This window comes from Actinotalea lenta, assembly GCF_030586465.1.
GTDB lineage: Bacteria > Actinomycetota > Actinomycetes > Actinomycetales > Cellulomonadaceae > Actinotalea > Actinotalea lenta.
On sequence record NZ_JAUQYP010000001.1, the window covers coordinates 2,636,940 to 2,661,863 of the forward strand.

At 72.6% G+C, this 24,924-nt stretch carries 20 protein-coding genes, 1 tRNA gene and 1 other RNA gene; 9 read left to right on the plus strand and 13 right to left on the minus strand.

From position 1 onward, the window contains the following. The first annotated feature begins 75 nt into the window (after positions 1 to 75). Complete coding sequence (locus Q6348_RS12620; protein WP_304601630.1) at positions 76 to 507, plus strand: CoA-binding protein; 432 nt, start codon at positions 76 to 78, stop codon at positions 505 to 507. A gap of 6 nt (positions 508 to 513) precedes the next feature. Here the strand turns inward: Q6348_RS12620 and Q6348_RS12625 are convergent, their stop codons facing one another. Together Q6348_RS12625 and glnA are read right to left on the minus strand one after the other, a co-directional pair. Further along, positions 514 to 3,540 carry a bifunctional [glutamine synthetase] adenylyltransferase/[glutamine synthetase]-adenylyl-L-tyrosine phosphorylase gene (locus Q6348_RS12625; RefSeq protein WP_304601631.1) on the minus strand — a complete coding sequence of 1,009 codons (3,027 nt, stop codon included), beginning with the start codon at positions 3,538 to 3,540 and terminating at the stop codon, positions 514 to 516. 28 nt (positions 3,541 to 3,568) lie between these two features. Further along, positions 3,569 to 4,906 (minus strand): type I glutamate--ammonia ligase, encoded by a 1,338-nt coding sequence (gene glnA, locus Q6348_RS12630; protein ID WP_304601632.1) that lies wholly within the window; start codon positions 4,904 to 4,906, stop codon positions 3,569 to 3,571. 72 nt (positions 4,907 to 4,978) lie between these two features. Between glnA and panB the strand changes: the two genes are divergently transcribed. Continuing rightward, a complete protein-coding gene (gene panB, locus Q6348_RS12635) occupies positions 4,979 to 5,803 on the plus strand; it encodes a 3-methyl-2-oxobutanoate hydroxymethyltransferase (protein WP_304601633.1) in 825 nt (274 codons plus the stop codon). Further along, the gene (locus Q6348_RS12640) at positions 5,800 to 6,804 is read left to right on the plus strand and encodes an endonuclease/exonuclease/phosphatase family protein (protein WP_304601634.1); all 1,005 of its coding nucleotides are present in this window, start codon (positions 5,800 to 5,802) and stop codon (positions 6,802 to 6,804) included. Before panB ends, Q6348_RS12640 begins: the two co-directional genes overlap by 4 nt. A gap of 3 nt (positions 6,805 to 6,807) precedes the next feature. Here the strand turns inward: Q6348_RS12640 and Q6348_RS12645 are convergent, their stop codons facing one another. Continuing rightward, positions 6,808 to 6,984 (minus strand): SPOR domain-containing protein, encoded by a 177-nt coding sequence (locus tag Q6348_RS12645; protein WP_304601635.1) that lies wholly within the window; start codon positions 6,982 to 6,984, stop codon positions 6,808 to 6,810. A 40-nt stretch (positions 6,985 to 7,024) separates the two neighbouring features. Between Q6348_RS12645 and map the strand changes: the two genes are divergently transcribed. From map to Q6348_RS12665, 4 genes are all read left to right on the plus strand, one after another. Next, complete coding sequence (gene map / locus Q6348_RS12650) at positions 7,025 to 7,921, plus strand: type I methionyl aminopeptidase (RefSeq protein ID WP_304601986.1); 897 nt, start codon at positions 7,025 to 7,027, stop codon at positions 7,919 to 7,921. Next, positions 7,918 to 8,703, plus strand: a complete 786-nt coding sequence (gene ppgK / locus Q6348_RS12655; protein ID WP_304601636.1) for a polyphosphate--glucose phosphotransferase — start codon at positions 7,918 to 7,920, stop codon at positions 8,701 to 8,703. The genes map and ppgK overlap by 4 nt, the downstream gene beginning before the upstream one ends. A gap of 135 nt (positions 8,704 to 8,838) precedes the next feature. Beyond that, complete coding sequence (locus tag Q6348_RS12660) at positions 8,839 to 9,594, plus strand: cytochrome c biogenesis CcdA family protein (protein WP_304601637.1); 756 nt, start codon at positions 8,839 to 8,841, stop codon at positions 9,592 to 9,594. A gap of 17 nt (positions 9,595 to 9,611) precedes the next feature. Then, the gene (locus Q6348_RS12665) at positions 9,612 to 10,616 is read left to right on the plus strand and encodes a rhodanese-like domain-containing protein (protein ID WP_304601638.1); all 1,005 of its coding nucleotides are present in this window, start codon (positions 9,612 to 9,614) and stop codon (positions 10,614 to 10,616) included. A 25-nt stretch (positions 10,617 to 10,641) separates the two neighbouring features. On the opposite strand, the gene Q6348_RS12670 is transcribed toward Q6348_RS12665, so the two are convergent. The 8 genes from Q6348_RS12670 to Q6348_RS12705 form a co-directional block, all read right to left on the minus strand. After that, positions 10,642 to 13,023, minus strand: a complete 2,382-nt coding sequence (locus tag Q6348_RS12670; RefSeq protein ID WP_304601639.1) for a putative bifunctional diguanylate cyclase/phosphodiesterase — start codon at positions 13,021 to 13,023, stop codon at positions 10,642 to 10,644. Between the two features lie 70 nt (positions 13,024 to 13,093). After that, positions 13,094 to 13,472, minus strand: an RNA gene (gene rnpB, locus Q6348_RS12675) — RNase P RNA component class A. A gap of 37 nt (positions 13,473 to 13,509) precedes the next feature. Then, positions 13,510 to 14,253 (minus strand): histidine phosphatase family protein, encoded by a 744-nt coding sequence (locus tag Q6348_RS12680; RefSeq protein WP_304601640.1) that lies wholly within the window; start codon positions 14,251 to 14,253, stop codon positions 13,510 to 13,512. Next, positions 14,250 to 14,984, minus strand: a complete 735-nt coding sequence (locus tag Q6348_RS12685) for a zinc ribbon domain-containing protein (RefSeq protein ID WP_304601641.1) — start codon at positions 14,982 to 14,984, stop codon at positions 14,250 to 14,252. The genes Q6348_RS12680 and Q6348_RS12685 overlap by 4 nt, the downstream gene beginning before the upstream one ends. Then, positions 14,981 to 16,186 (minus strand): Nif3-like dinuclear metal center hexameric protein, encoded by a 1,206-nt coding sequence (locus tag Q6348_RS12690; RefSeq protein ID WP_304601642.1) that lies wholly within the window; start codon positions 16,184 to 16,186, stop codon positions 14,981 to 14,983. Before Q6348_RS12690 ends, Q6348_RS12685 begins: the two co-directional genes overlap by 4 nt. Positions 16,187 to 16,205: 19 nt before the next feature. Beyond that, a complete protein-coding gene (locus Q6348_RS12695) occupies positions 16,206 to 17,177 on the minus strand; it encodes an aldo/keto reductase (protein WP_304601643.1) in 972 nt (323 codons plus the stop codon). A 79-nt stretch (positions 17,178 to 17,256) separates the two neighbouring features. Continuing rightward, positions 17,257 to 17,330: transfer RNA gene (locus Q6348_RS12700), tRNA-Val, on the minus strand. A 64-nt stretch (positions 17,331 to 17,394) separates the two neighbouring features. Beyond that, positions 17,395 to 17,802: a DUF3052 domain-containing protein gene (locus Q6348_RS12705; protein WP_304601644.1), complete on the minus strand. Its 408-nt coding sequence runs from the start codon at positions 17,800 to 17,802 to the stop codon at positions 17,395 to 17,397. A gap of 256 nt (positions 17,803 to 18,058) precedes the next feature. Here Q6348_RS12705 and aceE point away from each other — a divergent pair, with 256 nt between their 5' ends. After that, complete coding sequence (aceE, locus tag Q6348_RS12710; protein ID WP_304601645.1) at positions 18,059 to 20,800, plus strand: pyruvate dehydrogenase (acetyl-transferring), homodimeric type; 2,742 nt, start codon at positions 18,059 to 18,061, stop codon at positions 20,798 to 20,800. 56 nt (positions 20,801 to 20,856) lie between these two features. On the opposite strand, the gene Q6348_RS12715 is transcribed toward aceE, so the two are convergent. After that, entirely contained in the window at positions 20,857 to 22,692 is a 1,836-nt protein-coding gene (locus Q6348_RS12715) for a bifunctional metallophosphatase/5'-nucleotidase (RefSeq protein WP_304601646.1), read from the minus strand. Between the two features lie 162 nt (positions 22,693 to 22,854). Then, positions 22,855 to 23,532: a hypothetical protein gene (locus Q6348_RS12720; protein WP_304601647.1), complete on the minus strand. Its 678-nt coding sequence runs from the start codon at positions 23,530 to 23,532 to the stop codon at positions 22,855 to 22,857. A 161-nt stretch (positions 23,533 to 23,693) separates the two neighbouring features. Between Q6348_RS12720 and Q6348_RS12725 the strand changes: the two genes are divergently transcribed. Beyond that, on the plus strand, positions 23,694 to 24,863 hold the full coding sequence (locus tag Q6348_RS12725) for a PucR family transcriptional regulator (protein WP_304601648.1): 1,170 nt from the start codon (positions 23,694 to 23,696) through the stop codon (positions 24,861 to 24,863). Positions 24,864 to 24,924: the final 61 nt, after the last annotated feature.

Here is a 24,924-nt window from a genome sequence, read left to right on the forward strand (position 1 = left end):
CGTGGGCCGCCGTGCTCCCTTCGACCGGCGCGCACCTGCGTGGTCCGGCCCGCCGTCGCGTGATTGGCTGTGCGGATGCAGAACGACCCGCAGGTCATCGCCTCGCTGCTGACCAGGCCGCGCCGCTGGGCCGTGGTCGGCCTGTCCACGAACACCTCGCGCGCCGCCTACGGGGTGTCCGCGTACCTCCAGGACCTCGGGCACACTGTCGTGCCGGTGCACCCCAAGGCCGAGACGGTGCACGGTCAGCGCGGCTACGCCACCCTCGCGGAGGTCCCCGGGCAGGTCGACGTCGTCGACGTGTTCGTGAACTCCTCGCTCGCCGGCCAGGTGATCGACGACGCGATCGCGGTGGGGGCGGGGGCCGTCTGGCTCCAGCTGGGCGTCGGCGACCCCGACGCCGAGCAGCGCGCACGGGAGGCCGGGCTCGCCGTCGTGGTCGACGCCTGCCCCCGGATCGAGGGTCCGCGGGTGGGCGCGCGACCCGCCCCGCCGCGCGAGCCCTGACGGCCCTCAGCCGTAGAACACCCGCTCCACGACGGCGCGCGCACGCCGTCCGAGCCGCAGGTACGTCTCCTCCAGCTCCGAGCCGGACCCTGGCGGGTAGCCGAGCAGCCGCGCCAGCCCCATGAGCGCGAGCCGCTCGTGCGGCAGGACGTCGAGCTGGCGCCCGGTCGTGCGCCCGGTCCACAGCACGATCGCGTCGCGCAGCCGGGAAGCCAGCAACCAGGCTTCGCGCAGCTGCTCCTCGTCGTCGGCAGACAGGAGCCCCGCCTGCGCCGCTGCCGCCAGGGCCGGGAGGGTCTCGGTCGTGCGCAGCTCCGGGACGTGGTGGCCGTGCTGGAGCTGGAGCAGCTGGACGGTCCACTCGACGTCGCTCAGCCCACCCCGCCCGAGCTTGAGGTGCCGGGAGGGGTCCAGCCCACGCGGGAGGCGCTCGGCTTCCATCCGCGCCTTGAGGCGGCGGACCTCCCTGACGACGGCCGCGTCGGCACCCCCGGCCGGGTAGCGCAGCGGGTCGACGAGCGCCTCGAAGCGTTCCCGCAGCCCCGGGTCCCCCGCCACCGCGCGACCGCGCAGCAGCGCCTGGCTCTCCCACGGGGAGGACCAGCGCTGGTAGTACTCCGCGTAGGAGCCCAGCGAGCGCACGAGCGGTCCGTTGCGGCCCTCCGGACGCAGGTCCGCGTCGACCTCCAGCGAGGGTTCCTCCCCCACCTGACCCAGCAACGCGCGGATCCTGGTCGCCAGCGCCGTGGCCTGTGCCTGCGCGCGAGGCTCGTCGGCACCCGGCAGCGGGTCGTGCACGAAGAGCACGTCGGCGTCCGACCCGTACGCCATCTCGCGGCCGCCGAACCGCCCCATCGCGATGATCGCCATCCGGGTGAGCAGGCCGTCGTCGGAGTGCTCTGCCTCGTACTCCACGATCCGCAGCGCGCCCGCGAGCGCGACCTCCGCGGCGGCCGTCATGGCCCCCGCCGCCGCGACCACGTCCGTGCGGCCCAGCACCTGCGCCACCGACGTGCGAGCCAGCTCACGTCGACGCACCGCGCGCAGCAGCGTCGCAGCCTCGTCGGCGTCGTGCTGACGGGTCAGCACCTTGTCGACCTCGGCCCACAGCCGCCCGGCGTCCCGCGGGGCGAGCTCGGCGTCCTCGTCCAGCCAGCGCACCGACTCCGGCGACCGGGCGATCGCATCGGCGACGTACCGCGACGTGGACAGCACGTGAGCGAGGCGCTGCGCAGCGACCCCCGAGTCACGCAGCAGCTTGAGGTACCAATGGGTCGACCCGAGCTCGTCGGACAACCGCCGGAAGGCCAGCAGGCCGGCGTCGGAGTCCGCACCGTCGGCGAACCAGCCGAGCAGCACGGGCAACAGCTGGCGCTGGATGGCGGCTCGACGACTGACTCCCTCGGTCAGGGCCTGGATGTGGCGCAGCGCACCGGCGGGGTCGCGGTAGCCGATCGCCTGGAGCCGCACCTTGGCGGCCTCGGGAGACAGCGAGGCCTCCTCGCTGCTCAGGCTCGCGGTCGCGGGCAGCAGCGGTCGGTAGAACAGCTCCTCGTGCAGGTGCCGCACCTCGCGGCGCACGGATCGCCAGCGCTCGCTCACCTCGGCAGCGCTCGACATCCCCGCGGACCGCGCAAGTCGCCGCAGGTCCGCCTCTGTTGACGGCATCAGGTGCGTGCGCCGTAGCCGCGAGAGCTGGATGCGGTGCTCCAGGACCCGGAGCAGCCGGTAGCAGACCGCCAGGCGCGCTGCATGGTCCCGGCCGACGTACCCGCCCGCAGACAGGGCCTGCAGCGCGGACAGCGTGTGCGGGGAGCGGATCGACTCGTCCGAGCGCCCGTGCACCAGCTGAAGGAGCTGGACGGTGAACTCCACGTCGCGCAGGCCACCCTGCCCGAGCTTGAGCTGTCGGTCGGCCTCCGACGGCGGGACGTGCTCCTCCACACGCCGCCGCATCGCCTGGGAGTCCTCGACGAAGTGCTCGCGCTCCACCGCACGCCACACCAGCGGGGAGATCGCCTCGGTGTACGCCCGGCCCGCCTCGCGGTCCCCCGCCACCACGCGCGCCTTGAGCAGCGCCTGGAACTCCCAGGTCTTGGCCCATCGCTCGTAGTAGGCCAGATGGCTGGCGACGGTGCGGACCAGCGGCCCCTGCTTGCCCTCCGGTCGGAGCGCCGCGTCGACCGGCCACAAGGCCGGCTCGCCGGACGGCGCCGAGCACGCCCGGGCCATGCCCGTCGCCAGCTTCGCGGCCACCGCGAGCGCCTCGTCCTCGGCCACCCCGCCGGCGGGCTCGGCGACGTAGATCACGTCCACGTCGGAGACGTAGTTCAGCTCACGTCCGCCGGTCTTGCCCATGCCCAGCACGGCCAGGCGTGCCCCGGCGCCGTGATCCGGCAGGTCCGCTCGCGCCACGGCGAGACCGGCCTCGAGCGCCGCCGCTGCCAGGTCGGCCAGCGCGGATCCCACCGCGGGCAGCAGCGACAGCGGCTCGTCGCTGACCAGGTCCGCGGCCGCGATCGCCAGCAGCCGGCGCCGGTACGCCCGGCGCATCGCATCGGTCCCCTCGGCTCCTGGCAGCTCCGCGACGGGTGCGGCGGCGCCCGGGTCGGCGCCCACGGCCGTGAGCATCTCGGCCCGGACCACGGCCGGGTCCGCACCGATCGGGCTGGGCGCCTCGAGGACGTCGAGGTCCACCGGGTGCCGCACGAGGTGGTCGGCGAGCGCGCCCGACGCACCGAGCACCGCCACGAGGCGCCGCTGGGCGTCGCCCGCGGTCGTGAGCAGCTCGCGGACCCGCGCACGGTAGGGCTCGGCGACGGCTGCCAGGCGCGTCGCGGCCAGCAGGGCCTCGTCGGGTGACGCCGCACGTCCCAGCAGGTCGATCAGCCCGTCGCCCACCTCGCCGAGCAGCCCCACGAGGTCGCGGTCGGCCAGCAGCCGCTGGGCGCGCTCGGTGTCGACGAAGCCGGCGCGGGTCAGGCGGGCGCGCAGGCTCGCCGGGGGTCGGGTGTCGGGGCCGTCGGGGCTCATCCGGCCGCCCCCTCCGCGCAGGCGCGCCTCACAGCACCGGCAGGTACCGCTTCAGCTCGAACGGGGTGACCTGCGCCCGGTAGGCCTCCCACTCCTCGCGCTTGTTGCGCAGCACGTAGTCGAACACGTGCTCACCGAGCGTCTCGGCGACCAGCTCGGAGCGCTCCATCACCTGCACGGCCTGCTCGAGCGAGCCCGGCAGCGGCTCGATGCCCAGCGAGCGGCGTTCGGCGTCGGTGAGCTCCCACACGTCGTCCTCGGCGCCGTCGGGCAGCTCGTAGCCCTCCTCGATGCCCTTCATGCCGGCGGCGAGCAGCACCGCGAACGCGAGGTACGGGTTGGCCGCGGAGTCCACGGCCCGGTACTCCACGCGGCTCGAGTTGCCCTTGCCCGGCTTGTACAGCGGCACGCGCACCAGGGCCGACCGGTTGTTGTGCCCCCAGCAGATGTAGCTGGGGGCCTCCGACCCGCCCCACAGCCGCTTGTAGGAGTTCACGTACTGGTTGGTGATCGCCGTGATCTCCGCGGCGTGGTGCAGCAGCCCGGCGATGAACTTGCGGCCGGTGGCCGACAGCTCCATCGCGGCGCCGGGCTCGTGGAACGCGTTACGGTCCCCCTCGAAGAGCGAGAGGTGGGAGTGCATCCCCGACCCGGGTTGGCTGGCCATCGGCTTGGGCATGAACGACGCGTACAGGCCCTGCTCGAGCGCAACCTCCTTGACGACGGTCCGGAACGTCATCACGTTGTCCGCCGTGGTCAACGCGTCGGCGTAGCGCAGGTCGATCTCGTTCTGGCCGGGACCGGCCTCGTGGTGGGAGAACTCCACCGAGATGCCCATCGACTCCAGCATGGAGATCGCGGCGCGGCGGAAGTCGTGCCCGGTGCCGCGCGGGACATGGTCGAAGTAGCCGCCGGAGTCCACCGGCACCAACGGCAGGTCCGGTTCGGCCGGGTTCTCGAACAGGTAGAACTCGATCTCCGGGTGGACGTAGAACATCAGGCCCTGGTCGCTCGCCCTGGCCAGGGTGCGCTTGAGCACCCACCTCGGGTCCGCCGCCGACGGCTCGCCGTCGGGCGTCTGGATGTCGCAGAACATCCGCGCGGTACCGTGCCGCTCACCACGCCACGGGAGCACCTGGAACGTGGACGGGTCGGGCTTGGCCAGCATGTCCGACTCGACCACCCGGGTCAGGCCCTCGATGGCGCTCCCGTCGAAGCCGATGCCTTCGGTGAACGCCGACTCGAGCTCGGCCGGGGCGATCGCCACCGACTTGAGGATGCCCGCCACATCGGTGAACCACAGCCGGATGAAGCGGATGTCCCGCTCCTCGACGGTCCGGAGCACGAAGTCCTGCTGCCTGTCCATGGGCCCATCCTGCCGCACCAGACCGGTCGTGCGGCACCGCCCGCGCCGGGCCCCGAGGCTAGGGTGACGTCCATGACCAGCCAGACCCCCGAGGCCGTGCACCCGGTGCGCACTCACCATCTGCGCCAGGCCAAGGAACGCGGCGAGCGGATCACGATGCTCACCGCGTACGACGCGATGGTGGCGCAGATCTTCGACCAGGTCGGGACCGACGTCCTGCTGGTCGGCGACTCGCTGTCGAACGTGGTGCTCGGACGGCCCGACACCCTGGCGGTGACGCTGGACGAGATGATCCACCACGCCCGCGCCGTGGTCGCCGCGACGCGACGTGCGCTCGTGGTCACCGACCTCCCGTTCGGCAGCTACGAGGCGTCCCCGGAGCAGGCCATGGCCAGCGCGGTGCGGCTGATCAAGGAGTCCGGCACGCGCGCCGTCAAGCTCGAGGGAGGGCGGCGGGTTGCCGCTCAGGTCGAGCTGCTCACGTCCTCGGGCATCCCGGTGATGGGTCACCTCGGCTTCACTCCGCAGTCCGAGCACGCCTTCGGGGGCAAGCGGGTCCAGGGCCGTGGACCCGAGGCCGCCGACGCCTTGTGCGACGACGCGATGGCGCTGCAGGAAGCCGGCGTCTTCGCCGTGGTGATCGAGATGGTGCCGGCCTCCCTCGCACAACGGGTCACGGAGATCCTCGACGTGCCGACGATCGGTATCGGCGCCGGCCCGTACTGCGACGGGCAGGTCCTGGTCTGGCAGGACATGGCCGGGCTCGGTGACTGGTCCCCGCGGTTCGCCAAGCGGTACGCGGACCTGCGCGGCGCGCTCGACGGTGCGGTGCGTCGCTACACCGACGAGGTCCGCCGGGGCACGTTCCCCGGCCCGGAGCACTCGTTCGCCGAGTGAACGGCCCGCTGCTGCGCCGAGTGCTCGCGGCGGTTGGCGCTCTCGCGGTCGCGGCCCTGGCCGTGTGGCCACAGGTGTTCGGGCTGTCGGGGGTCCCGGTGATCGCCAACGCGATCGCGGTGCGTGGGCTGATGGCCACCGGTGCACTCCTGCTCGCCCTGGCCGCCGGCGTGGTTCTGCTGGTCCGGCGCCGACGAGCGCCGGCAGCCGGCCGCAAGGCCACCCGCACCTGGGCCTGGGTGGTGGTGTGGTGCGTGCTGGTCGCCGTCGGCCACGTGGCCGTCCTGACCGCGCGGGGGCTCTCCGGGGTCACCGGCGCAGAGCCGGCACCCGCCGGACCGGGCAGGACGGTCGTCCTCGAGCTGAACACGCAGGGCAAGGTCCCGGCGGCCGCGCTCGCCGGCCTCGTCGCCGAGCGCCGGGCCGACGTCGTGGCGCTACCGGAGACGAGCCGGGCCACGGCGGAGCGCGCGCAGGCGATGCTCGCCGCGCAGGGCCTGCACTACCGGGTCCTGGCGGAGGTGCTGTCCGGCGGCACGAACCCGTCCACCGCCGCCCTGGTGGCCCAGCACCTGGGCCGCTACCGCGTGGTGCAGCGCGGGCCGGCCGCGACGTTCGCCGTGGCCGGCTCCGGGCCGCCGTTGACCTTCGTGCACACCACGGCACCGGTCGACCCGACGCTGACGCGGTGGCGGACGTCCACCCGGGCGGCGGTCGCGGCATGCTCGAGCCGACCCGAGGGGATCGTCGTGGGGGACTTCAACGCGACGCTCGACCACCCGGCGTTCGACCTGCTGGACGGGTGCGTGGACGCGGCGTCCGTGGCGGGTGACGCCGGTGTGGCGACCTGGCCCACCGCTCTGCCCCGCTGGCTGGGGACGCCGATCGACCACGTCCTCGTCGACCCGTCGGTGTGGACCGTGGAGCGCGCCGCAGTGCTCCGCCCCCCGCACGGAGCCGATCACCGAGCGCTCGAGGTGGTGCTCACCCCGGCGGGGTGAGGATCACTTCTCGCGCCACTCCCGCTCCTGCTCGTCCCACGCCTCCGAGCGCTCGTGCGCGGTCTCGAGCGCGTGCTGCGCAGCCTCGTAGGTGGGGTACGGGCCGATGAGCTTGGTCCACGGGCTCTGCCGACCCACCTCGACCTGCTTCGTCTCGGTGTTGTACCAGTACTCCTCCACCTGGACCTCCGGACTTCGCCTGGTGCTTGCCCTCCGTAGACTGCCAGCCATGCCAGCCACGCACGCGCCGAGGGGCACGCTCGTTCCCGGCACGGTGTCCCCGACCCGCACCGTGCCGCTGCACATCCCGCGCCCGGAGTACGTCGGTCGCGACCGCGAACGCACCGGCGGCCCGGACGTCAAGGATCCCGACACGATCGAACGGATCCGGGCAGCGGGCCGGATCGCCGCCCAGGCGCTGGCCGAGGTGGGCCGCCACGTCGAGCCCGGGATCACCACGGACGAGCTGGACCGGATCGGGCACGAGTTCATGATCGACCACGGCGCCTACCCCTCCACGCTGCGCTACCAGCCGCACCCCAACCAGGTGCCGTTCCTGAAGTCGCTGTGCACCTCGGTCAACGAGGTGATCTGCCACGGCGTCCCGGACTCCACGGTGCTGACCGAGGGCGACCTGGTGAAGGTGGACATCACCGCGTACCTGGACGGCGTGCACGGCGACAACTGTGCGACGTTCTTCGCGGGCGAGGTCGACGACGAGTCCCGCCGGCTCGCCGAGGTGACGCACGAGGCGATGATGCGCGGCATCAAGGCCGTGGCCCCCGGGCGGCAGATCAACGTCATCGGCCGGGTCATCGAGAAGTACGCGAAGCGGTTCGGGTACGGCGTGGTGCGCGACTTCACCGGGCACGGCGTCGGGGAGTCGTTCCACTCCGGGCTGGTGGTCCCGCACTACGACTCCGCGCCGTACCACGACGAGGTGATGGAGCCCGGCATGGTGTTCACCATCGAGCCGATGCTCAACCTCGGCAGTCACACGTGGGAGATGTGGGACGACGGCTGGACGGTGGTCACCGCGGACCGCAGCCGCTCGGCCCAGTTCGAGCACACCATCGTCGTCACCGAGACCGGAGCGGAGATCCTGACGCTGCCATGAGCACCCAGACCCTCGACAGCGCCGTGCGCTCGGCGCCCGGCGCGTTCGGAATCGACATCGGCGGCAGCGGCATCAAGGGTGCCCCGGTCGACCTCGTCGTCGGCGAGTTCGCCGCCGACCGGGTGCGCATCGCCACACCTCGGCCGGCCACCCCGGAGGCGGTGGCACAGACGGTCGCCGACGTGGTGGCGTCGTTCGAGCTGCCCACCGAGGTACCGATCGGAGTCACCTTCCCGGCCGTGATCCAGCACGGTGTGGCGCGCAGTGCCGCGAACGTCGACGACTCCTGGATCGGCACGAACGTCGAAGACGTCGTCGCGAGGGCCACCGGCCGCCTGGTGCACGCGGTCAACGATGCCGATGCCGCCGGGTATGCCGAGGCGCACTACGGCGCCGCGCGCAACCAGCGCGGCACGGTGCTCGTGGTCACTTTGGGCACGGGGATCGGGACGTGCATGGTGGTCGACGGCACTCTGGTGCCCAACCTCGAGCTCGGCCACCTGGAGATCGACGGCAAGGACGCCGAGCGCCGTGCCGCCGACAGCGCCCGCGAGCGCCACGACCTGACCTGGGAGCAGTGGGCCAAGCGGCTGCAGAAGTACTTCAGCACCCTCGAGGACCTCCTCTGGCCGGACCTCTTCGTGGTCGGCGGCGGGGTGAGCAAGAAGCACCACAAGTTCCTGCCGCTGCTGGACCTGCGCACGCCCATCGTCCCGGCGACGCTGCGCAACGACGCCGGCATCATCGGCGCCGCCGCGCTGGCCTACCGCGAGCAGGGCTGACCCCAGGCCCACGGCGCGGATCCCCTCTATCAGTGCGTCGTATACCCCAGGGGGTATATTGACTGACGCCATGCCACTCCTGTCGACCGCTCCCCGGGCCGCCACCGTCGTGACCGTGGCGGAGGTGCACCCCACGTGACACCCGTCGACCTCACGTTGCTCGGCGCGTTCCTCGGCGGTCTGGTCTCCTTCCTCTCACCGTGCGTGCTGCCCGTCATCCCCGCCTACGTCTCGGTCGTGACCGGGCTCAGCGTGACCTCGGTCCAGGAGGGCGGCCGCTCGCAGCTGCGTCGCACGCTCACGACGTCCCTGGGGTTCGTCGCCGGGTTCGGCGCCGTGTTCGTCCTGCTCGGGCTGTCCGTGACCGCGGTCGGCTCGACGCTCCTGGGACACCGGGAGACCCTCACGCGCGTCTCGGGCCTCGTCGTGCTCGCCATGGCGCTGTTCCTGCTCGCCTCGCTCGTGCTCAAGGCGCCTTGGCTCTACCAGGAGAAGCGCTGGCACCCCTCGCTCGACCGCTTCGGGCCGTTCGCGGCACCCGTGGCCGGAGTCGCGTTCGGGTTCGGCTGGACGCCGTGCATCGGCCCGGTGCTCACGAGCGTCCTCGCGTTCGCGGCCGGCAGCGGCGACGTCGCCCGCGGCACCGCGATGCTCGTGGCCTACTCGGTGGGTCTGGCGACGCCGTTCCTCGCGGCCGCGCTGGCTCTCGACCGACTCGCCGGGACGTTCGCGTTCGTCAAGCGACACTTCCTCGGGATCACCGTGACGTCCGCCGTGGTGCTCGCCGCCTTCGGCGTGCTCCTCGCCTTCAACCGGATGTCCCTCGTCACCACCCTCACCCAGTCCGTCCTGTCCCGAGTCGGCCTCGGCGGCCTGCTCGGGCTCGGCTGATCGGAAAGGCAGCTCCCATGGCAAGCACCAAGCGCATGACCCGCGCCGAGCAGCGCGAGGCGTGGCACGCCGAGCGCGCGGCCGCCAAGGCCCGGGCCGAACGCCAGCGCAGGCTCAGGATCGGCGCCGTGAGCGCGATCGGGGTCGCCATCCTCGGCGTCGTCGCCGCCCTGGCCCTGGGCGCCGGCGGCAGCGCCCCGACCGCGGACGCCAACGGGACGCAGTACAGCGCCGCCCGGGACGACTTCCGGCTACCCGGGCTGCTCGACGACAGCACCGTCAGCCTCGCCGACTTCGCCGGCACGCCGGTCGTGGTCAACTTCTTCGCCTCCTGGTGCGTGTACTGCAACGAGGAGCTGCCCGGCTTCGTCCAGGTCGCCAAGGCCACCGACGGCAAGGTCGCCTTCGTCGGTGTCAACACCTCCGACCCGGGCGACGGCGCCGCGATGGCTCGCCGGTTCGACCTCGCCGGAGCAGGCTTCGCCCTCGCCGCGGACATCGGGGGCAACCCGCCCTCGCAGCTGTGGTCCTCGTTCGGATCCCAGGGCTTGCCGGTCACGGCGTTCTACGACGCCACCGGCACGCTGGTGGACTTCTCCGGCGGGATGCTCACTCAGGCCGAGCTCGAGAAGCGGCTCCAGGCGGACTTCGGTGTCAGCGTCAGCGCACCGGACGCCGAGAAGCTCGGGTCACCGGTGATCCCCCTCATCCCTCAGGGCGCCTACGAGCTCTTGCGCACCCACGCGAACGACCCGTCGTTCGTCCCTCTCGACCTGCGGCCCGCGGCCGACTTCGCGCAAGGCCACGTTCCGGGGGCCGTCAACGTCGAGGCGACCGCCGCAGATGCCGCATCCGCGGTCGCCTCCCTGGATCCCTCGGCGAGCTACTTCGTGTACGACGCGTCCGGATCGGGGTCCCCGGGCGTCGCCGACGCGATGCACGCCGCCGGTTTCACGCACGTCTACGAGATCCAGGGCGGCTACGCCGCGTGGGTCCAGCAGGGCCTGCCCACGACCCCCTGAGGACCCCGGCGCGCGGTGCCCCGGATCAGGTGAGGTCGCGGCCCGCGACCGACGCCTCGGCTGCGACAGCCTGAGGTGCCGGGCGCGCGGCCGGGGCGCGGGGAGCGGGCACCGCCTCCGCGAGCGCTGCGGGCTGCGCCAGCGTGTCGAGCGAACCGGCGTGCCAGGAGTCGCGCCACCGCTCGAGCTCGCCGGCCGGCATCGGACGGGCCAGGAGGTATCCCTGGACGAGGTCGCACCCGGCATCCCGGACCGCTGCGAGGTCTTCCCCGGTCTCGACGCCCTCGGCGACCACGCGGTGCCCGAGCCGGTGCGCGAGGCGGACCGTGGACTCGACCACCTCGGTGCCGCGCAGGTCCCCGGACATCGCCGCCACGAACGTCCGGTCGAGCTTGATCTCGTCGACCGGGAGATCACGCAGATAGGCCAGCGAGGAGTACCCGGTGCCGTAGTCGTCGATAGACACCTGGGAGCCCAGCGCGCGAACCTCGTCCAGCGCGGCGCGCCCGCTGGCGTGGTCGATCAGCAGATCGTGCTCGGTCACCTCGACCACGAGCGACGACCCGCGCAGCCCCTCCCGGTCGAGGGCAGTCCGGATCACGCGCGGCAGGCGACCCGTGGTCACCCCTGCGGCGCACACGTTCACCGCCACGGACAGCGGGAAGCCGGCATCTTCCCACCGGCGCGCGTCACGCAGCGCCGTGGCCAGCACCTGATCGGTCAGGGCCGGCAGCAGTCCCGCCTTGGTGACGATCTCCAGGAAGCGCCCCGGCATCCACAGCTCCCGGTCGATGCGGAGCCGGGCCAGGGCCTCGACGCCGACCACCTCGCCCGTGGCGAGCTCCACCTTGGGCTGGTAGTGCACCTCCACGCACCCGCCCGACAGCGCGGCACGCACCTGCTCGACCCGACGGAGCCAGTCACGGCTGCGCGTGTCCAGCTCCTCGGTGTACGCCAACGTCGAGAGGCGACGCTCCTTGGCCGCGACCATCGCCACGTCCGCTCGCCGCAGCAGCTCGTCGAGGTCGCTGCCGTCCTGCGGCGCATGCACCACGCCTGCGGCCGCGGACACCTGGACGGCGATGCTGTCGATCGTGTACTCACCGCCCACGGCAGCGACCAGCGCCTCGGCGTCCTCGTCGCCCGCGTGACCCGGACGAGCGCCGACCATGGCCGCGAACTCGTCGCCTCCGAACCGCGCCACCACATCCGCCCCGTCGGGCCGCACCACGTCCCGCAGACGTCCGGCGACCTGCAGGAGCAGCTCGTCGCCCGCCCCGTGGCCCAGCGCCTCGTTGACGTCCTGGAAACCGTCCAGGTCGAACAGGACGATGGTGGTCGGGCGCGCCTCGGAGAGCCGTTCGCGCGCGGCCCGCGCGAAGCCGCGCCTGTTGGGAAGGTCCGTGAGGTCGTCCGTGTGCGCGAGACGTCGCGTGTCGGCGAGCGCCGCCACGGCCCGGAAGCTCCAGGCCATCCGCACCGTCGCGATCGCGATCGCGACGGCGGCCAGGCCGCGCGCGGTCGTGTCCCCCCACCGGCTGACCAGAACGGCGAGCGAGAGCACCACCCCCATGATCGGCATCACGAGGGTGGAGCCCCGGCGGATCGGTCGACTGGCCACCGGCAGGCGCCAACCTACCGACGTCTCCAGGAGCATGAACCCGAGCAGGAGCCCCACGGAGCGCAGGGAGAGCCCGTCCATGACGCCCTGCTCGCCGCCGCTCACGAGCGTGAGCGCGTCGACGAGCGCGAACAGCGCAAGACCGCCGAGCCTGGACCACAGGTGGGGCGCATGGCGCCCACCGAAGGTCGAGATCGCGGTCACGACCAGCAGGACGAGGACGACGTCACCAGCGACGTAGATCGCGGCCGCCTGGACCGCGGGTCGCGCCGCACCGAGCTCCGGCACGCCCAGGAGCGGGGCGACGAACGCAAGCACGGCCGCCGCCGCGCCCGCCGAGCCGATGAGGGCGTCGATCGCGAAGTCGCGCTGCGGGAGCCGACCCCGGGCCATCTCCATCGTGAGCGACAGGACCACGGCGGGGAACACCGCCGTCCACAGCGGATCCGCCCAGGACAGCGACGGGACGGGGTCCAGCCCGAGCAGGACCACGGCCCAGTACACCGAGCCGGCCCCCGAGCTCAGGATCCCCACGAGCATCGCGACGTCCTCGCGCCGCCACCCCGACCTGCGGCACCTCGCCACAGCGCTCACCATCGACGCCACGTAGGCGGCGGCGAGCAGCGCCCGCCACCCGACGGCCGGCCCTGCGGCGGGCCACGCCAGCACCCACAGCGCGAAGCCGACGGCCAGTGCGCCCCCGAGGGAGTGCAGGCCGACCGCGACCCGCGTCCGCGCCGGCCGGGCCTGCCCCATCCTGCCCCCGTCCTGCCGACGGTCGCGCACCGTCTGCTGCTGTCGTCTCCGTATCGGCAGGCAGACCGCCACCTTGAGGCCCGAGTCGGCGGCGGTCGGGCGGATGAGTCGGCCGGTACGCCGGGTTCTGTCCCTGTGCACGGTTGCCCCTGCACAGGTGGCGGCCATCCATCTACGACGTACGTTGCCGCACGCCTCCAGCGACCTACCCGGGAGCTCGGACGAGCAGCCCTCGAACGCTCCCTGTCTGGTCTTGCTCCAGGTGGGGTTTACCGAGCCGCACCGGTCGCCCGGTGCGCTGGTGGTCTCTTACACCGCCGTTTCACCCTTACCCCGTCCGAGGACGGGGCGGTCTGCTCTCTGTGGCACTGTCCCGCGGGTCACCCCGGGTGGGTGTTACCCACCACCTTGCTCTGCGGAGCCCGGACGTTCCTCGGCGCCGGGCCGGAGCCCGACGACGCGACCGCCTGGCCGACTCATCCGCATCGACAAGGGTAGCCGAGCGCGGCGCCGTCCTCACAGGTCCGACGGCGTCCCCGCGCAGACCAGCTCGACCGTCCCGTCGGCCCACCGCCGCACGATGGTCAGCGACGCGGGCGGGATCCGGATGCCTCGCCAGGCGCTCGGCGGGGCTTGCAGGAGCCGGCCCAGCGCGGTGCGGATCGCCATCACGTGCGAGACGACCACGATGGAGTGACCGAGGTTGTCGGGCGTGAGCTCGGCGAGCAGGGCGGTCATGCGCTCCCCGACGTCCTCGAGGGACTCCCCGCCCGGCGCGCGCACGGCGGGGTCCAGGTGCCAGGCGCGGAACGTGCCGGGCGACGCCGCGTCGACCTCGTCCGGGGTCAGGCCCTCCCACGCGCCGAAGTCGCACTCCTGTGCGCGCCGGTCGGCGCGCACCTGCGCCCCCAGCCGCCGGCCGATGATCGTCGCGGTCTCGCGGGTGCGCACCATGGGTGAGGAGACCACGGCATCCGGGTGCGGCAGGTCCGTCCAGTGCGCGCGACCGATCCGGAACACCAGATCGGCGGCCCGGGCGGCCTGCACCCGGCCCGCCGCGCTCAGCCCGGGCCCGGGCACCCCAGACCCGGAGAGGCTGCGTGCGACGGTCGCCGCGGTCTCGCCGTGCCGGACCAGCACGAACGTCACGGGCTCGGCGTCGTCGAACCGCATCGCCGAGCCCGACGGGCGCCGCTCGCGCAGTGTGGGGCGGCGCGCCGGCGTCCCGTCGCCGGCCCCTTCGGCCGATCCGTCGGTCACCGGGCGGATCCACGGATCAGGATCCGGCCGCACTCCTCGCAGCGCACGACCTGCTCCGGCGGGGCTGCGGTCAGGTGGGCGACGTCGCTCGGGTTCAGCTCGAGCCGGCAGCCCTCGCAGGTCCGCCCCCGCAGCGCCGCGACCGCGAGACCCCCGAGCTGGCCGCGCAACCGGTCGTAGAGCGCCATGAGCCCGGCGTCCAGCCCGGCAGCCTTCTGCTGACGCTCGGCGGCCACCTGCGTCGCCTCGGTGTCCAGCACGTCCACGGCGGACGCGAGCTCACGCTCGGCGGACGCCAGCTCCGCGGTGAGACGGTCCTGGGACTCGGTCGCCGCGGCCAGGGTCGCCTCGGCGGCCTCCAGGCGTTCCATCACCTCGAGCTCGATCTCCTCGAGCGCCTCGGCACGCCGGGCGAGCGACTCCACCTCGCCGGCCAGCGCCTGGACGTCCTTGGCGCTGCCACCGGACTGCATCCGGGCCTGGTCCCGCTCCGCGCGGGAGCGGACCTGCTCGACGTCCGCCTCGGCCTTGGTCAGCTCGCGACGCGTGTCACCGACCACCGTGCGGGCCGCGGCGGCTGCTCGCTCCGCCTCGTCGAGGCGCTCGGAGATCTCGGCGACCTTCGCCCGCAGCGGATGGGTGCGACGCGCGTGGTCGAGCTGCTGGGCGCGGGTGTCCAGGGCCTGCACCTCCAGCAGACGGTGCTGGTCGGCCACGGGTGCGGTGGTCACGGATGTCCTCCGGTCGCTCGGTCGGTGGGGTCGAGGCGGAACGTCCACGGGTCGGTGGGCAGCATGCTGACCCGGGTGTCCACCGTAGTGCCGGGCCACCGGGCCGCGGCCTGCGCCTCCAGGCGCCGGGCGGCGCCCACGAGCCACGGCCACTCGCTCGCGGCGTGCGACACCTCGATCAGGTACGGCGTGCCACGGTCCGGGTCGCTGGTCCCGGCTTCCAGGGCGGCGCGTTCACGCAGCTCCGAGGCCGGGTGGTGGCGCAGGTCGGCGGTCACGTACACGTCGGCACCGCTCGCACGGACGGCATCGAACAGCGAGTCGCCTGCTCCCCCGACGACCGCGACGGTCCTCACCCGCGTGCCCGGGTCACCGGCCACGCGCACGCCCGTCGCAGTCCTCGGCAGCGCGTCGGCCACCTTCTGCGCGAGCGCTCGGAGGGTGGTCGGCTCGGCGAGCGCCCCGACCCGGCCGATGCCCACGGAGGACGGCAGCACGGCGGGCTCGAGCACGTCGAAAGCCACCTCCTCGTACGGGTGGGCGGCGAGCATGGCCCGCAGCACGGCGGAGCGGCGGGCGCGCGGGGCGACCATCTCCAGCCGGTGCTCGGCGACCCGTTCGACCCGCCCGGGTGCTCCGATGGCGGGACTGGCGTCCGCCCCGGGCAGGAAGGTCCCGGTTCCCTCCCCCAGGAACGCCGCCCGGCTGTAGCGGCCCACCTCTCCGGCGCCGGCCTCGGCCATGGCGTCCAGCACGGCCTGGGTGTGCTCCCGAGGGACGAACACCACGATCTTGTCCATCGCCGTGCCGGGCCGCGGGACGAGCGGGCGGGTCTGGTGCAGGCCGATCAGGTCGGCCAGCGCGTCAGCCACCCCCTCCTCCGCGGCATCGGCGTTGGTGTGGGCCGCGTGCAGCGCGCAGCCGCCCTGGATCAGGCGGTGCACGAGGGCCCCCTTGTAGCTGGTCGCTGCCACGAAGTGGACGGGCCGCAAGAACAGAGGGTGGTGGGTGACCAGCAGGTCGGCGCCCCACTCGACGGCCTCGTCGACGACGGCGGCGGTCGGGTCGACGGCGAACATCACGCGCCGCACCTCGGCTGCCGGGTCGCCGCAGACCGTGCCGGGCGCGTCCCACGGCTCCGCCGTGTCCGGTGGGAACCAGGAGTCCAGCAGACCGACGACGTCGGCGAGGGTCGGGCTCACGCGGCCCACGCTACCGAGGTCAGCGACGTTCCCGCGCGGCCCGGACCATGGGCGCAACCGCGTGCCGGCCCGTGACGGGCCGGAAGTCCCGCGCCGCCCGGGCCAACGCCGCGACCTCGTCGTCCGCCAGCTCGATCTCGCCCGCGACGGCGTTGGACTCGACCTGCTCGAGGCTGGACGCCCCAGGGATCGCCACCACGCCCGGGTGGTGCACGAGATACGCCAGGGCGGCCTGCGACATCGTCACGTCGTGGGCGTCGGCGACCTCACGCAGGGTCGCCAGGAGCGGCGCAGCCCGTTCGAGGTTCTCCGGCAGGAACAGCGGGTTGATCCGCCGCACCCGCCCCGCCGGCGGGTTGTCGGCCGAGTAGCGCCCGGACAGCAGGCCCTGCGCCAGCGGGCTGTAGGCGATGACGAGCCGATCCTTCGCGGCCGCGTAGGGCAGCAGGTCGTCCTCGGGCCCGCGGTGGGCAAGGCTGTACTGCACCTGGTTGGACAGCACGGGCCGGCCCAGCGCCTCCTCGGCGCGCACCCACCGCTCCAGGGAGTAGTTGCTCACGCCGACCTGGTCCACCAGCCCGACGTCCTGGAGCGCACGCATGCCTGCCATCGTTCGGGCATCGGACACCACGGGGTTCGGCTGGTGAACCTGGTACAGGTCCAGCCTCTGGACGCCCAGCCGGTTCGCGCTGGCCACGGCGCGCTGCTCGACGACCGGCGCGATGGGGAAGACCGGGAAGATCTTCGTGGCGACCACGGCCTCCTCGCGGCGCTCGCGCAACGCCGCCCCCAGCAGGCGCTCGCTGCGGCCGGTGCCGTAGATCTCGGCCGTGTCCAGCACGGTGATGCCGCTGTCCAGGGCGCGCTCGACGAGGCCGGCCGTGCGCTCCTCGTACGCCGAGCCGTAGCCCCACTCCTTGGACCCGAACTGCCAGGTGCCGAGCCCGATGACGGAGACCTTGGTGCCCAGAGGGCTGTCGACGTAGCGCATGGGCACAGTCAACCCGCGCGACGGCACGGACGCGAGCCGATCGCACCCGGCTCGCGCCGACGGCCCGGGGGGGCGGCAGTGGGCCCGGCCGGTCTCGAACCGACGACCTCCGCGGTGTAAGCGCGGCGCTCTGACCACCTGAGCTACAGGCCCATGCGGAGCCTACCTGCCCAGGTCAGCGCCCCGGGACCCCCGGCACACCGCGGGCGGGCCGGCCTCAGCGGCCCTTGCGTGTCCCGAGCCGGGTCCCCGACCAGGCCGGACCGATCGCGACCGTGCTCGTCGCGTGCAGCCCCGCAGTCGTGGCGGCCTCCTCGATCTCGGTGTGCACGACGGTCCCGGGCCGGCCGGTCTTCGGCGTGAAGAGCCACACGAAGCCGCCGTCGTCCAGGGTGGTGCACACGTCCAGCAGGGCGTCCGTCAGGTCGCCGTCGCCGTCGCGCCACCAGAGCACCACGGCGTCGATCACGTCGTCGAAGTCTTCGTCGGCCATGTCCTGGCCGGTGGCGGCCGCGATGTCCGCCCGGATCTGCTCGTCAACGTCGTCGCCGTAGCCGAATTCCTGGACCACCTGGCCATGCTCGAAGCCGAGGCGGAGGCCGCCGTTCGTCGCGGTCGATCCCACCGGTGCCGGTTCCTCTCGGTCATGCCGTGCCTGTCGCACGAACTCACTGGCTCAAGACCACAGCATCCCGCAGCAGTCCGGCAAGTGCCAGACTCGTACCTCAGGTGTCCGGTTCGTGCACCCCGGTGTGACACAGGCCTTTGGACCCACGAGAATGCATGGGACGACCGCGCTCGCGCCGACGACGCGCACGCGGCGCCGAGACCCGCCGGCCGACCGGCTGCGCGCGGGACGGACGAGAGGTGAGGTGCCCCTGGTGGCGAGGAAAGAGACGACCGGGCCGCTGATCAACGGACTGCTCAGCCAGGTCCCGGACTTCGACCCCGAGGAGACCGGCGAGTGGCTCGAGGCCCTCGACGAGCTCGTCGACGAGCGCGGCGGCCCGCGTGCCCGCTACGTCCTGCTGTCCCTGCTGCGACGCGCGCGGGAGCGCAACGTCGCGATCCCCACCTCGTTGACCACCCCGTACGTCAACACGATCGGCGTGCACGAGGAGCCCTACTTCCCCGGCGACGAGCAGACCGAGCGGCTGTACCGCCGGCTGGTGCGCTGGAACGCCGCGGTGATGGTCACCCGTGCCCAGCGGCCGGACGTCGCGGTCGGCGGCCACATCTCGTCCTACGCGTCGGTGTCCACGCTCTACGAGGTGGGCCTCAACCACTTCTTCAAGGGTAAGGACCACCCCGGCGGCGGCGACCAGGTCTACTTCCAGGGCCACGCCGCGCCGGGCGTGTATGCCCGCGCCTACCTCGAGGGCCGCCTCACCGAGGAGCAGCTCGACGCGTTCCGGCAGGAGAAGTCCGGCCCGCACGGCGGCCTGTCCTCCTACCCGCACCCGCGCCTGATGCCGGACCTGTGGGAGTTCCCCACGGTGTCCATGGGCCTTGGCCCGGCCTCGGCGATCTACCAGGCCTGGTTCAACAGGTACCTGCACATGCGCGGCATCAAGGACACCTCCCAGCAGCGCGTGTGGGCGTTCCTCGGCGACGGCGAGATGGACGAGCCGGAGAGCCGCGGCATGCTCCAGCTCGCCGCGCAGCAGGGCCTGGACAACCTGACGTTCGTCATCAACGCCAACCTGCAGCGCCTGGACGGACCGGTGCGCGGCAACGGCAAGATCATCCAGGAGCTCGAGGCGCAGTTCCGCGGCGCGGGCTGGAACGTCATCAAGGTGATCTGGGGCCGCGGCTGGGACGTGCTGCTCAACGCAGACAAGGACCGCGCGCTCGTCAACATCATGAACGAGACCCTGGACGGCGACTACCAGACGTTCCGGGCCAACGACGGCGCCTACATCCGCGAGCACTTCTTCGGGCGCGACCCGCGCACCAAGGCACTCGTGGAGAAGATGACCGACGACGAGATCTGGGCGCTCAAGCGCGGCGGTCACGACTACCGCAAGATGTACGCGGCCTACGCAGCCGCGGTGGAGCACACCGGGCAGCCCACCGTCGTCATCGCGCACACCGTCAAGGGCTACGGCCTGGGCACGTCGTTCGCGGGCCGCAACGCGACCCACCAGATGAAGAAGCTCAAGCAGGACGACCTCAAGCAGCTGCGGGACTTCCTGCACCTGCCGATCAGCGACGAGCAGCTCGAGGACCCGTACAACGCGCCGTACTACCACCCCGGGATGGACGCGCCGGAGATCCAGTACATGCTGGCCCGCCGCAAGGTCCTGGGCGGTTTCGTCCCCGAGCGCCGCACCCAGCACGTCCCGGTGAAGCTCCCGCCGGAGTCGGCGTACAGCCTGCTCGCCAAGGGTTCGGGCAACCAGCACGTGGCCACGACGATGGCCTTCGTCCGGCTCCTGAAGGACCTGATGAAGGACAAGGACTTCGGCCACCGGATCGTGCCGATCATCCCCGACGAGGCCCGCACGTTCGGGCTGGACTCGGTGTTCCCGACGGCCAAGATCTTCAACACGCTCGGCCAGAACTACGTCTCGGTGGACGCGGATCTGATGCTCTCCTACAAGGAGGCCCAGAACGGGCAGGTCATGCACACCGGCATCAACGAGGCCGGCTCAGCGGCGGTCTTCCAGTCGGTGGGCACCTCCTACGCCACGCAGGGCGAGCCGATGGTGCCGGTCTACATCTTCTACTCGATGTTCGGGTTCCAGCGCACCGGCGACCAGTTCTGGGCCGCCGGTGACCAGATGACCCGCGGGTTCATCGTCGGCGCCACCGCCGGTCGCACCACGCTGACCGGAGAGGGGCTCCAGCACGCCGACGGGCACTCGCCGCTGCTGGCCCAGACCAACCCGGCGGTGGTGCACTACGACCCCGCCTACGGGTACGAGATCCGGCACATCGTCCGGGACGGGCTCAACCGGATGTACGGCGAGGACGACCCGCGCGACCCGAACGTCATGTACTACCTCACGGTCTACAACGAGCCGATGCAGCAGCCGGCGGAGCCGGAGGACGTGGACGTCGAGGGCATCCTGCGGGGCCTGCACCGCATCCACCGCAGCGACGCGGCCGGGCCCACGGTGCAGCTGATGGCTTCCGGTGTCGGTGTGCCGTGGGCCCTGGAGGCCGCCGAGCTCCTCGCGGCCGACTGGGGCGTGTCGGCCGACGTGTGGTCGGTGACCTCGTGGAACGAGCTGCGCCGCGACGGCGTGGCCACCGACGAGCACAACTACCTGCACCCCGAGGCCGAGCGGCGCACGGCGTACCTGTCCGAGAAGCTCCGCGACGCGAACGGACCGTTCGTGGCCACCTCCGACTACAACCACCTGGTCGCGGACCAGGTGCGCAAGTGGGTGCCCGGCGACTACGAGGTGCTGGGCGCCGACGGGTTCGGGTTCTCCGACACCCGCGCCGCGGCTCGTCGGTTCTTCAAGATCGACGGCCCGTCGATGGTGGTCAAGGCCCTGCAGATGCTCGCGCAGCGCGGCGAGGTCGCCAAGGAGGCCCCCGCGCAGGCGATCGAGAAGTACTCGCTGCACGACGTGCGCGCGGGCTCGTCCGGCATGGCCGGCGGCGACGCGTAGCGGGTGTCGGCGCGGGCCGGCCGCCACGGGTGAACCCGTGGCGGCCGGCCCTCGGTTCACGGCGTGATCGTCAGCGGGTCACCCATATAGGTGAGCCGCCAGTCGGGGTTCGTCGAGCTGAACAGGGCCGGGTCGATCGTCCCCTGCGCAGTCACCCAGTCGATCAGCAGCTGCCTGATCTCGACCAGTCGGTTGTCGACGACCGGAGCGGTCGTCACGCCGGGGAAGCCGCCGCCACCGGACTGGCGGTAGTTGTTGATCGCGACGACGAACTCGGCGTCGTCGGCGACCGGCACGCCGCCGTAGGCGAGGTCCACGATCCTCGACCCCACCGGCTGGGACAGGTCGATGTCGTAGGTCAGGGGTGCGTCCAGCCCGAACATGACGTCGTAGTTGTAGTCCGGCGTCCCGCTCGGGGCAGTGGGCGTCACGGCGTTGGTGACCTGGTCGGCCGGGTAGGTCCCGGGGCCGGGCACGGCCTGGAAGTACTGCGCGGACTTCTCCAGGTAGGCCTTGACCTCTGCACCCGTGAGCCGGATGCCCAGCAGCGTGTTGTCGTAGATGTACAGCCCGGCGATGTCGCGCAGCGACACGTCACCGGCCGGGATCGAGGCCGCCCGGTTGAACGGCGCTGCGATGGACAGCACGGGAAGCTCAGCGTCCGCCCCGGTGAGGTTGGCCTTGACCGACGACGCCTGGACGTAGTTGATGAAGTCCAGAGCGGCTGCGTCCTCGTACCGCGCTGTCGCCGCCGAGAGCTCCTCGGTGGACGTCCCGATGACCGAGTTCACGTAGTCGACGACGGTCTGCTGGTCGTCGGCGAGGAGCGACACGATCGCAGGATCCTCCGGAACCGTGTTGGCGTTGAGCACCTGAGAGCTCACGTCGTCGACGGTCCAGTGACCGTGGTGCAGCGTGAGGTCGATGTCGAACACGCTGAGCCGCTCGCCCCACTTCAGCGGCTCGGACAGCACGACGTCCTTGCCGGTCTGCTGGTTGACCACCACGCGTTCGGCGATCTCCTTGTGCGCGTGGCCCACCAGGATCGCGTCGATGCCCGGCACCTGCTCGGCGACGAGCGTCGCAGCGTTCTCCGGGAACGGCAGCGCGTCACCGTAGGACGAGGAGGTGTCCGCACCGGAGTGCGCGGCGACGATCACCACGTCGGCGCCGGCCTTGCGCAGCTTGGGCACCCAGACCTTCGCCTCCTCCACCAGGCCGGAGAAGTTCAGCCGTCCCTCGACGTTGGCCTTGTCCCAGATCGCGATGCCGGGGTTCGTCAGGCCGAGGATGCCGACCTTGATGGGTACTCCGGGTCCGGCACGGACCATCTTGATGACGTAGGGCTGGAACGCCGGCCGGCCGGTACGGTCGTCGATCGCATTCGCACCGAGCAGCGGGAAGTCGAGCTGGCTCTTGAACGCCTGCAGGACGTCCAGCCCGTAGTTGAACTCGTGGTTGCCCAGAGCGGCAGCGTCGTAGCCGATGGCGTTCATCGCGGCGGCCATGGGATGGGTGGTGCCGTTGGTGATCGGGTCGACCTTGGCGTAGTAGTAGTCCAGCGGGGTGCCTTGGATGGTGTCACCGGCGTCGATGAGCAGGGTGTTCGCCCGCCCCTTGTCCGCTCTCACCTGGTTCACCAGGGTCGAGATCTTCGCCAGCCCGACGTCGTCGTGGGCGGAGTCGTCGAACTCGGCATTCTTGAAGTAGTCCCAGTTGACCGCGTTCCCGTGCAGATCGGTGGTTCCCATCACGGTGAGCTCGTAGCTGCGGTCCCCCCCGCCCCAGCCCACGCCGTGCTCGCCGGCGGCGGCCGGCGCGGCGGCTGCCAGGACGAGCGTTGCGGCGGTGAGCAGGCCGAGCGATCTGGTTCGTCGAGTGGTTGTCGACATGGATCGATCTCCTTTGATCGGTGCCCGGATCAGGCGCAGCCATCCTTCACCCACCTGGCCTAGCGGGACAACGGTCCGGCGACCTCGGGCACACGTCAGCGCCGCGCCGCACACCGGTCACCGGCCACCGCACGGTGACGAGCGCAGCGCCCGCGCGAGCAGCTACTCCGCGGTGCGCCGCTCCGCGCGCTCGATCGCGGGCTCGAGCTCCTCGCGCAGCGCCTCGACCGTGGCGTCGTCCGGGTGCAGCCGCAGCGAGTCGAGGTGGTGCCGCGCCTCGGCGGGGCGCTCGGCCTCCAACGCCGCCAGCACGAGCTGCCGACCCACGGCGGGGTCCTGCTCGCGCACGCGCCAGTGCCCCACACCGAGGCCCAGCGCCTCGACCGGCAGCCCGGCCTCACGCAGCACCGACATGCCTTCCGCCAGGGCCTTGCCGGACGGGTCACGCTCGGCCGCGGTGGCCAGCCGCCGCAGCGCGCCTTCGCGGTCGTCGTCGACCGAGAGCCGGGCGAGCTCGATCAGCGGGAACCACGCCTTGGGGTTGCCGGCCAGCTCCTCGGCCAGCGACCACACGGCGAGATCGCCCGCGCGTCGCCGCTCCTCGGGCTCGGTGGGCGCGCTGAGGGGGTCCTCCTCCGGCGTCTCGGTGGCCCGCCGACGCACCACCTCGACCAGCGCAGCGAAGGACCGCGCGTCGTTCGGGTCGTCCACCAGCTTGGCGCGCAGGCGGTCCTCCGCGCTGGCTTCGGGCCGCGGCGCAGAGCTCGGTCGCCGGGTGCCGACGGTGGACGCCGACGGTGGCCCCAGCACGAGCCTGCGGAGGCGTTGAAGCAGAGCCATGCCCCCGACCTTAGCCGCCGGACCGCCTCAGCACGCGGTGCGAACGTCGGCTCCGTGCTCTGCGACCCTCCGCGTCCCACCCGCCGCACCGCCCCTCCGCGTTGTGGACAGCCCACAACCGACGCTGCGCCGGCCGCAGCACGGAGCCGTATGCTGCGCGCATGGCGACAACGGCGCACCGCGACTCCCACACGCTGCGCCGGCTGCACGACGGCACGGGCCTGCTGTCCGCGGCGGCCATGCGCAAGCTCGACGAGAGCCTCCCTTGGTACCGCGCGCTGCCCGCCGAGGACCGCTCCTGGGTGGGCCTGGTGGTCCAGGCCGGGATCACCAGCTTCACCTCGTGGTTCTCCGACCCGAGCACGCCCCCGCACGGCGCAGGCGAGATCTTCGCGGCCGCGCCACCGGAGCTGACGCGCTCGATCTCTCTGCAGCACACCCTGCAGCTGGTGCGCGTCATCGTCGAGGTCGTCGAGGACCACAGCGACCGTCTCGCAGCGCCCGGCTCGGAGCGCGACCTGCGCGAGGCGGTGCTCCGATACTCGCGGGAGGTCGCCTTCTCCGCCGCGGAGGTCTACGCCCGGGCCGCCGAGGTCCGCGGTGCCTGGGACGCCCGCCTGGAAGCGCTCGTCGTCGACGCCCTGGTCCGCGGCGACGACGACGACGCCCTGCGCTCGCGGGTGTCCGCCCTGGGCTGGTCCGGACACGGGTCCGTCCTCGTCATGGCCGGTACCTCGGACCGGCACCTGGACGAACCGCAGGTCGGCGAGCTGCGGCGCGCGGCGCGACGCGCGGCGGGCGACGCCCTCGTGGGCATCCAGGGCGACCGGCTGGTGGTGGTCCTCGGGGGCGAGGCCGACCTCAAGGTCGCGGCGACCGACATCGCGCCCCGGTTCGGTCCGGGTCCCGTGGTGCTGGGCCCGGCGGTGCCCAGCATCGGGGAGGCCGGCCGTTCCGCGACCGCGGCACTGGCCGCGCTCAGCGCCGCACCCGCGTGGCCGTCCGCCCCACGCCCCGTGATGGCCGACGACCTGCTGCCCGAACGGGTGCTCGTGGGGGACGCCATGGCGCGGGAGCGGCTCGTCACGCAGGCCTATCGACCGCTCCGGGAGTCCGGCGGCTCCCTGCTCGAGACGCTCGCGGCGCACGTCGAGCACGGACGGTCCCTCGAGGCCGCGGCACGCGTGCTGTACGTGCACCCCAACACCGTGCGGTACCGGCTGCGCAAGGTTGCCGAGGTCACCGGCTGGGACCCGCTCGACGCACGCGAGAGCTACGTCCTGGCGACGGCGCTGGCCGTGGGCAGGCTGGAAGACGCCCGACGATGCTGAGCACGGGTTGTAGGTTCCGCACAACGAGCCGCAGGTTCTTTGTGGCCGTCGTCGGCCGGAG

Excerpts from the sequence above, each read along its gene's own strand:
- Q6348_RS12620 (WP_304601630.1), top strand. The coding sequence starts at position 76 with ATGCAGAACGACCCGCAGGTCATCGCCTCGCTGCTGACCAGGCCGCGC.
- Q6348_RS12625 (WP_304601631.1), bottom strand. The coding sequence starts at position 3,540 with ATGAGCCCCGACGGCCCCGACACCCGACCCCCGGCGAGCCTGCGCGCC.
- glnA (WP_304601632.1), bottom strand. The coding sequence starts at position 4,906 with ATGGACAGGCAGCAGGACTTCGTGCTCCGGACCGTCGAGGAGCGGGAC.
- panB (WP_304601633.1), top strand. The coding sequence starts at position 4,979 with ATGACCAGCCAGACCCCCGAGGCCGTGCACCCGGTGCGCACTCACCAT.
- ppgK (WP_304601636.1), top strand. The coding sequence starts at position 7,918 with ATGAGCACCCAGACCCTCGACAGCGCCGTGCGCTCGGCGCCCGGCGCG.
- Q6348_RS12665 (WP_304601638.1), top strand. The coding sequence starts at position 9,612 with ATGGCAAGCACCAAGCGCATGACCCGCGCCGAGCAGCGCGAGGCGTGG.
- Q6348_RS12695 (WP_304601643.1), bottom strand. The coding sequence starts at position 17,177 with ATGCGCTACGTCGACAGCCCTCTGGGCACCAAGGTCTCCGTCATCGGG.
- Q6348_RS12715 (WP_304601646.1), bottom strand. The coding sequence starts at position 22,692 with ATGTCGACAACCACTCGACGAACCAGATCGCTCGGCCTGCTCACCGCC.
- Q6348_RS12720 (WP_304601647.1), bottom strand. The coding sequence starts at position 23,532 with ATGGCTCTGCTTCAACGCCTCCGCAGGCTCGTGCTGGGGCCACCGTCG.
- Q6348_RS12725 (WP_304601648.1), top strand. The coding sequence starts at position 23,694 with ATGGCGACAACGGCGCACCGCGACTCCCACACGCTGCGCCGGCTGCAC.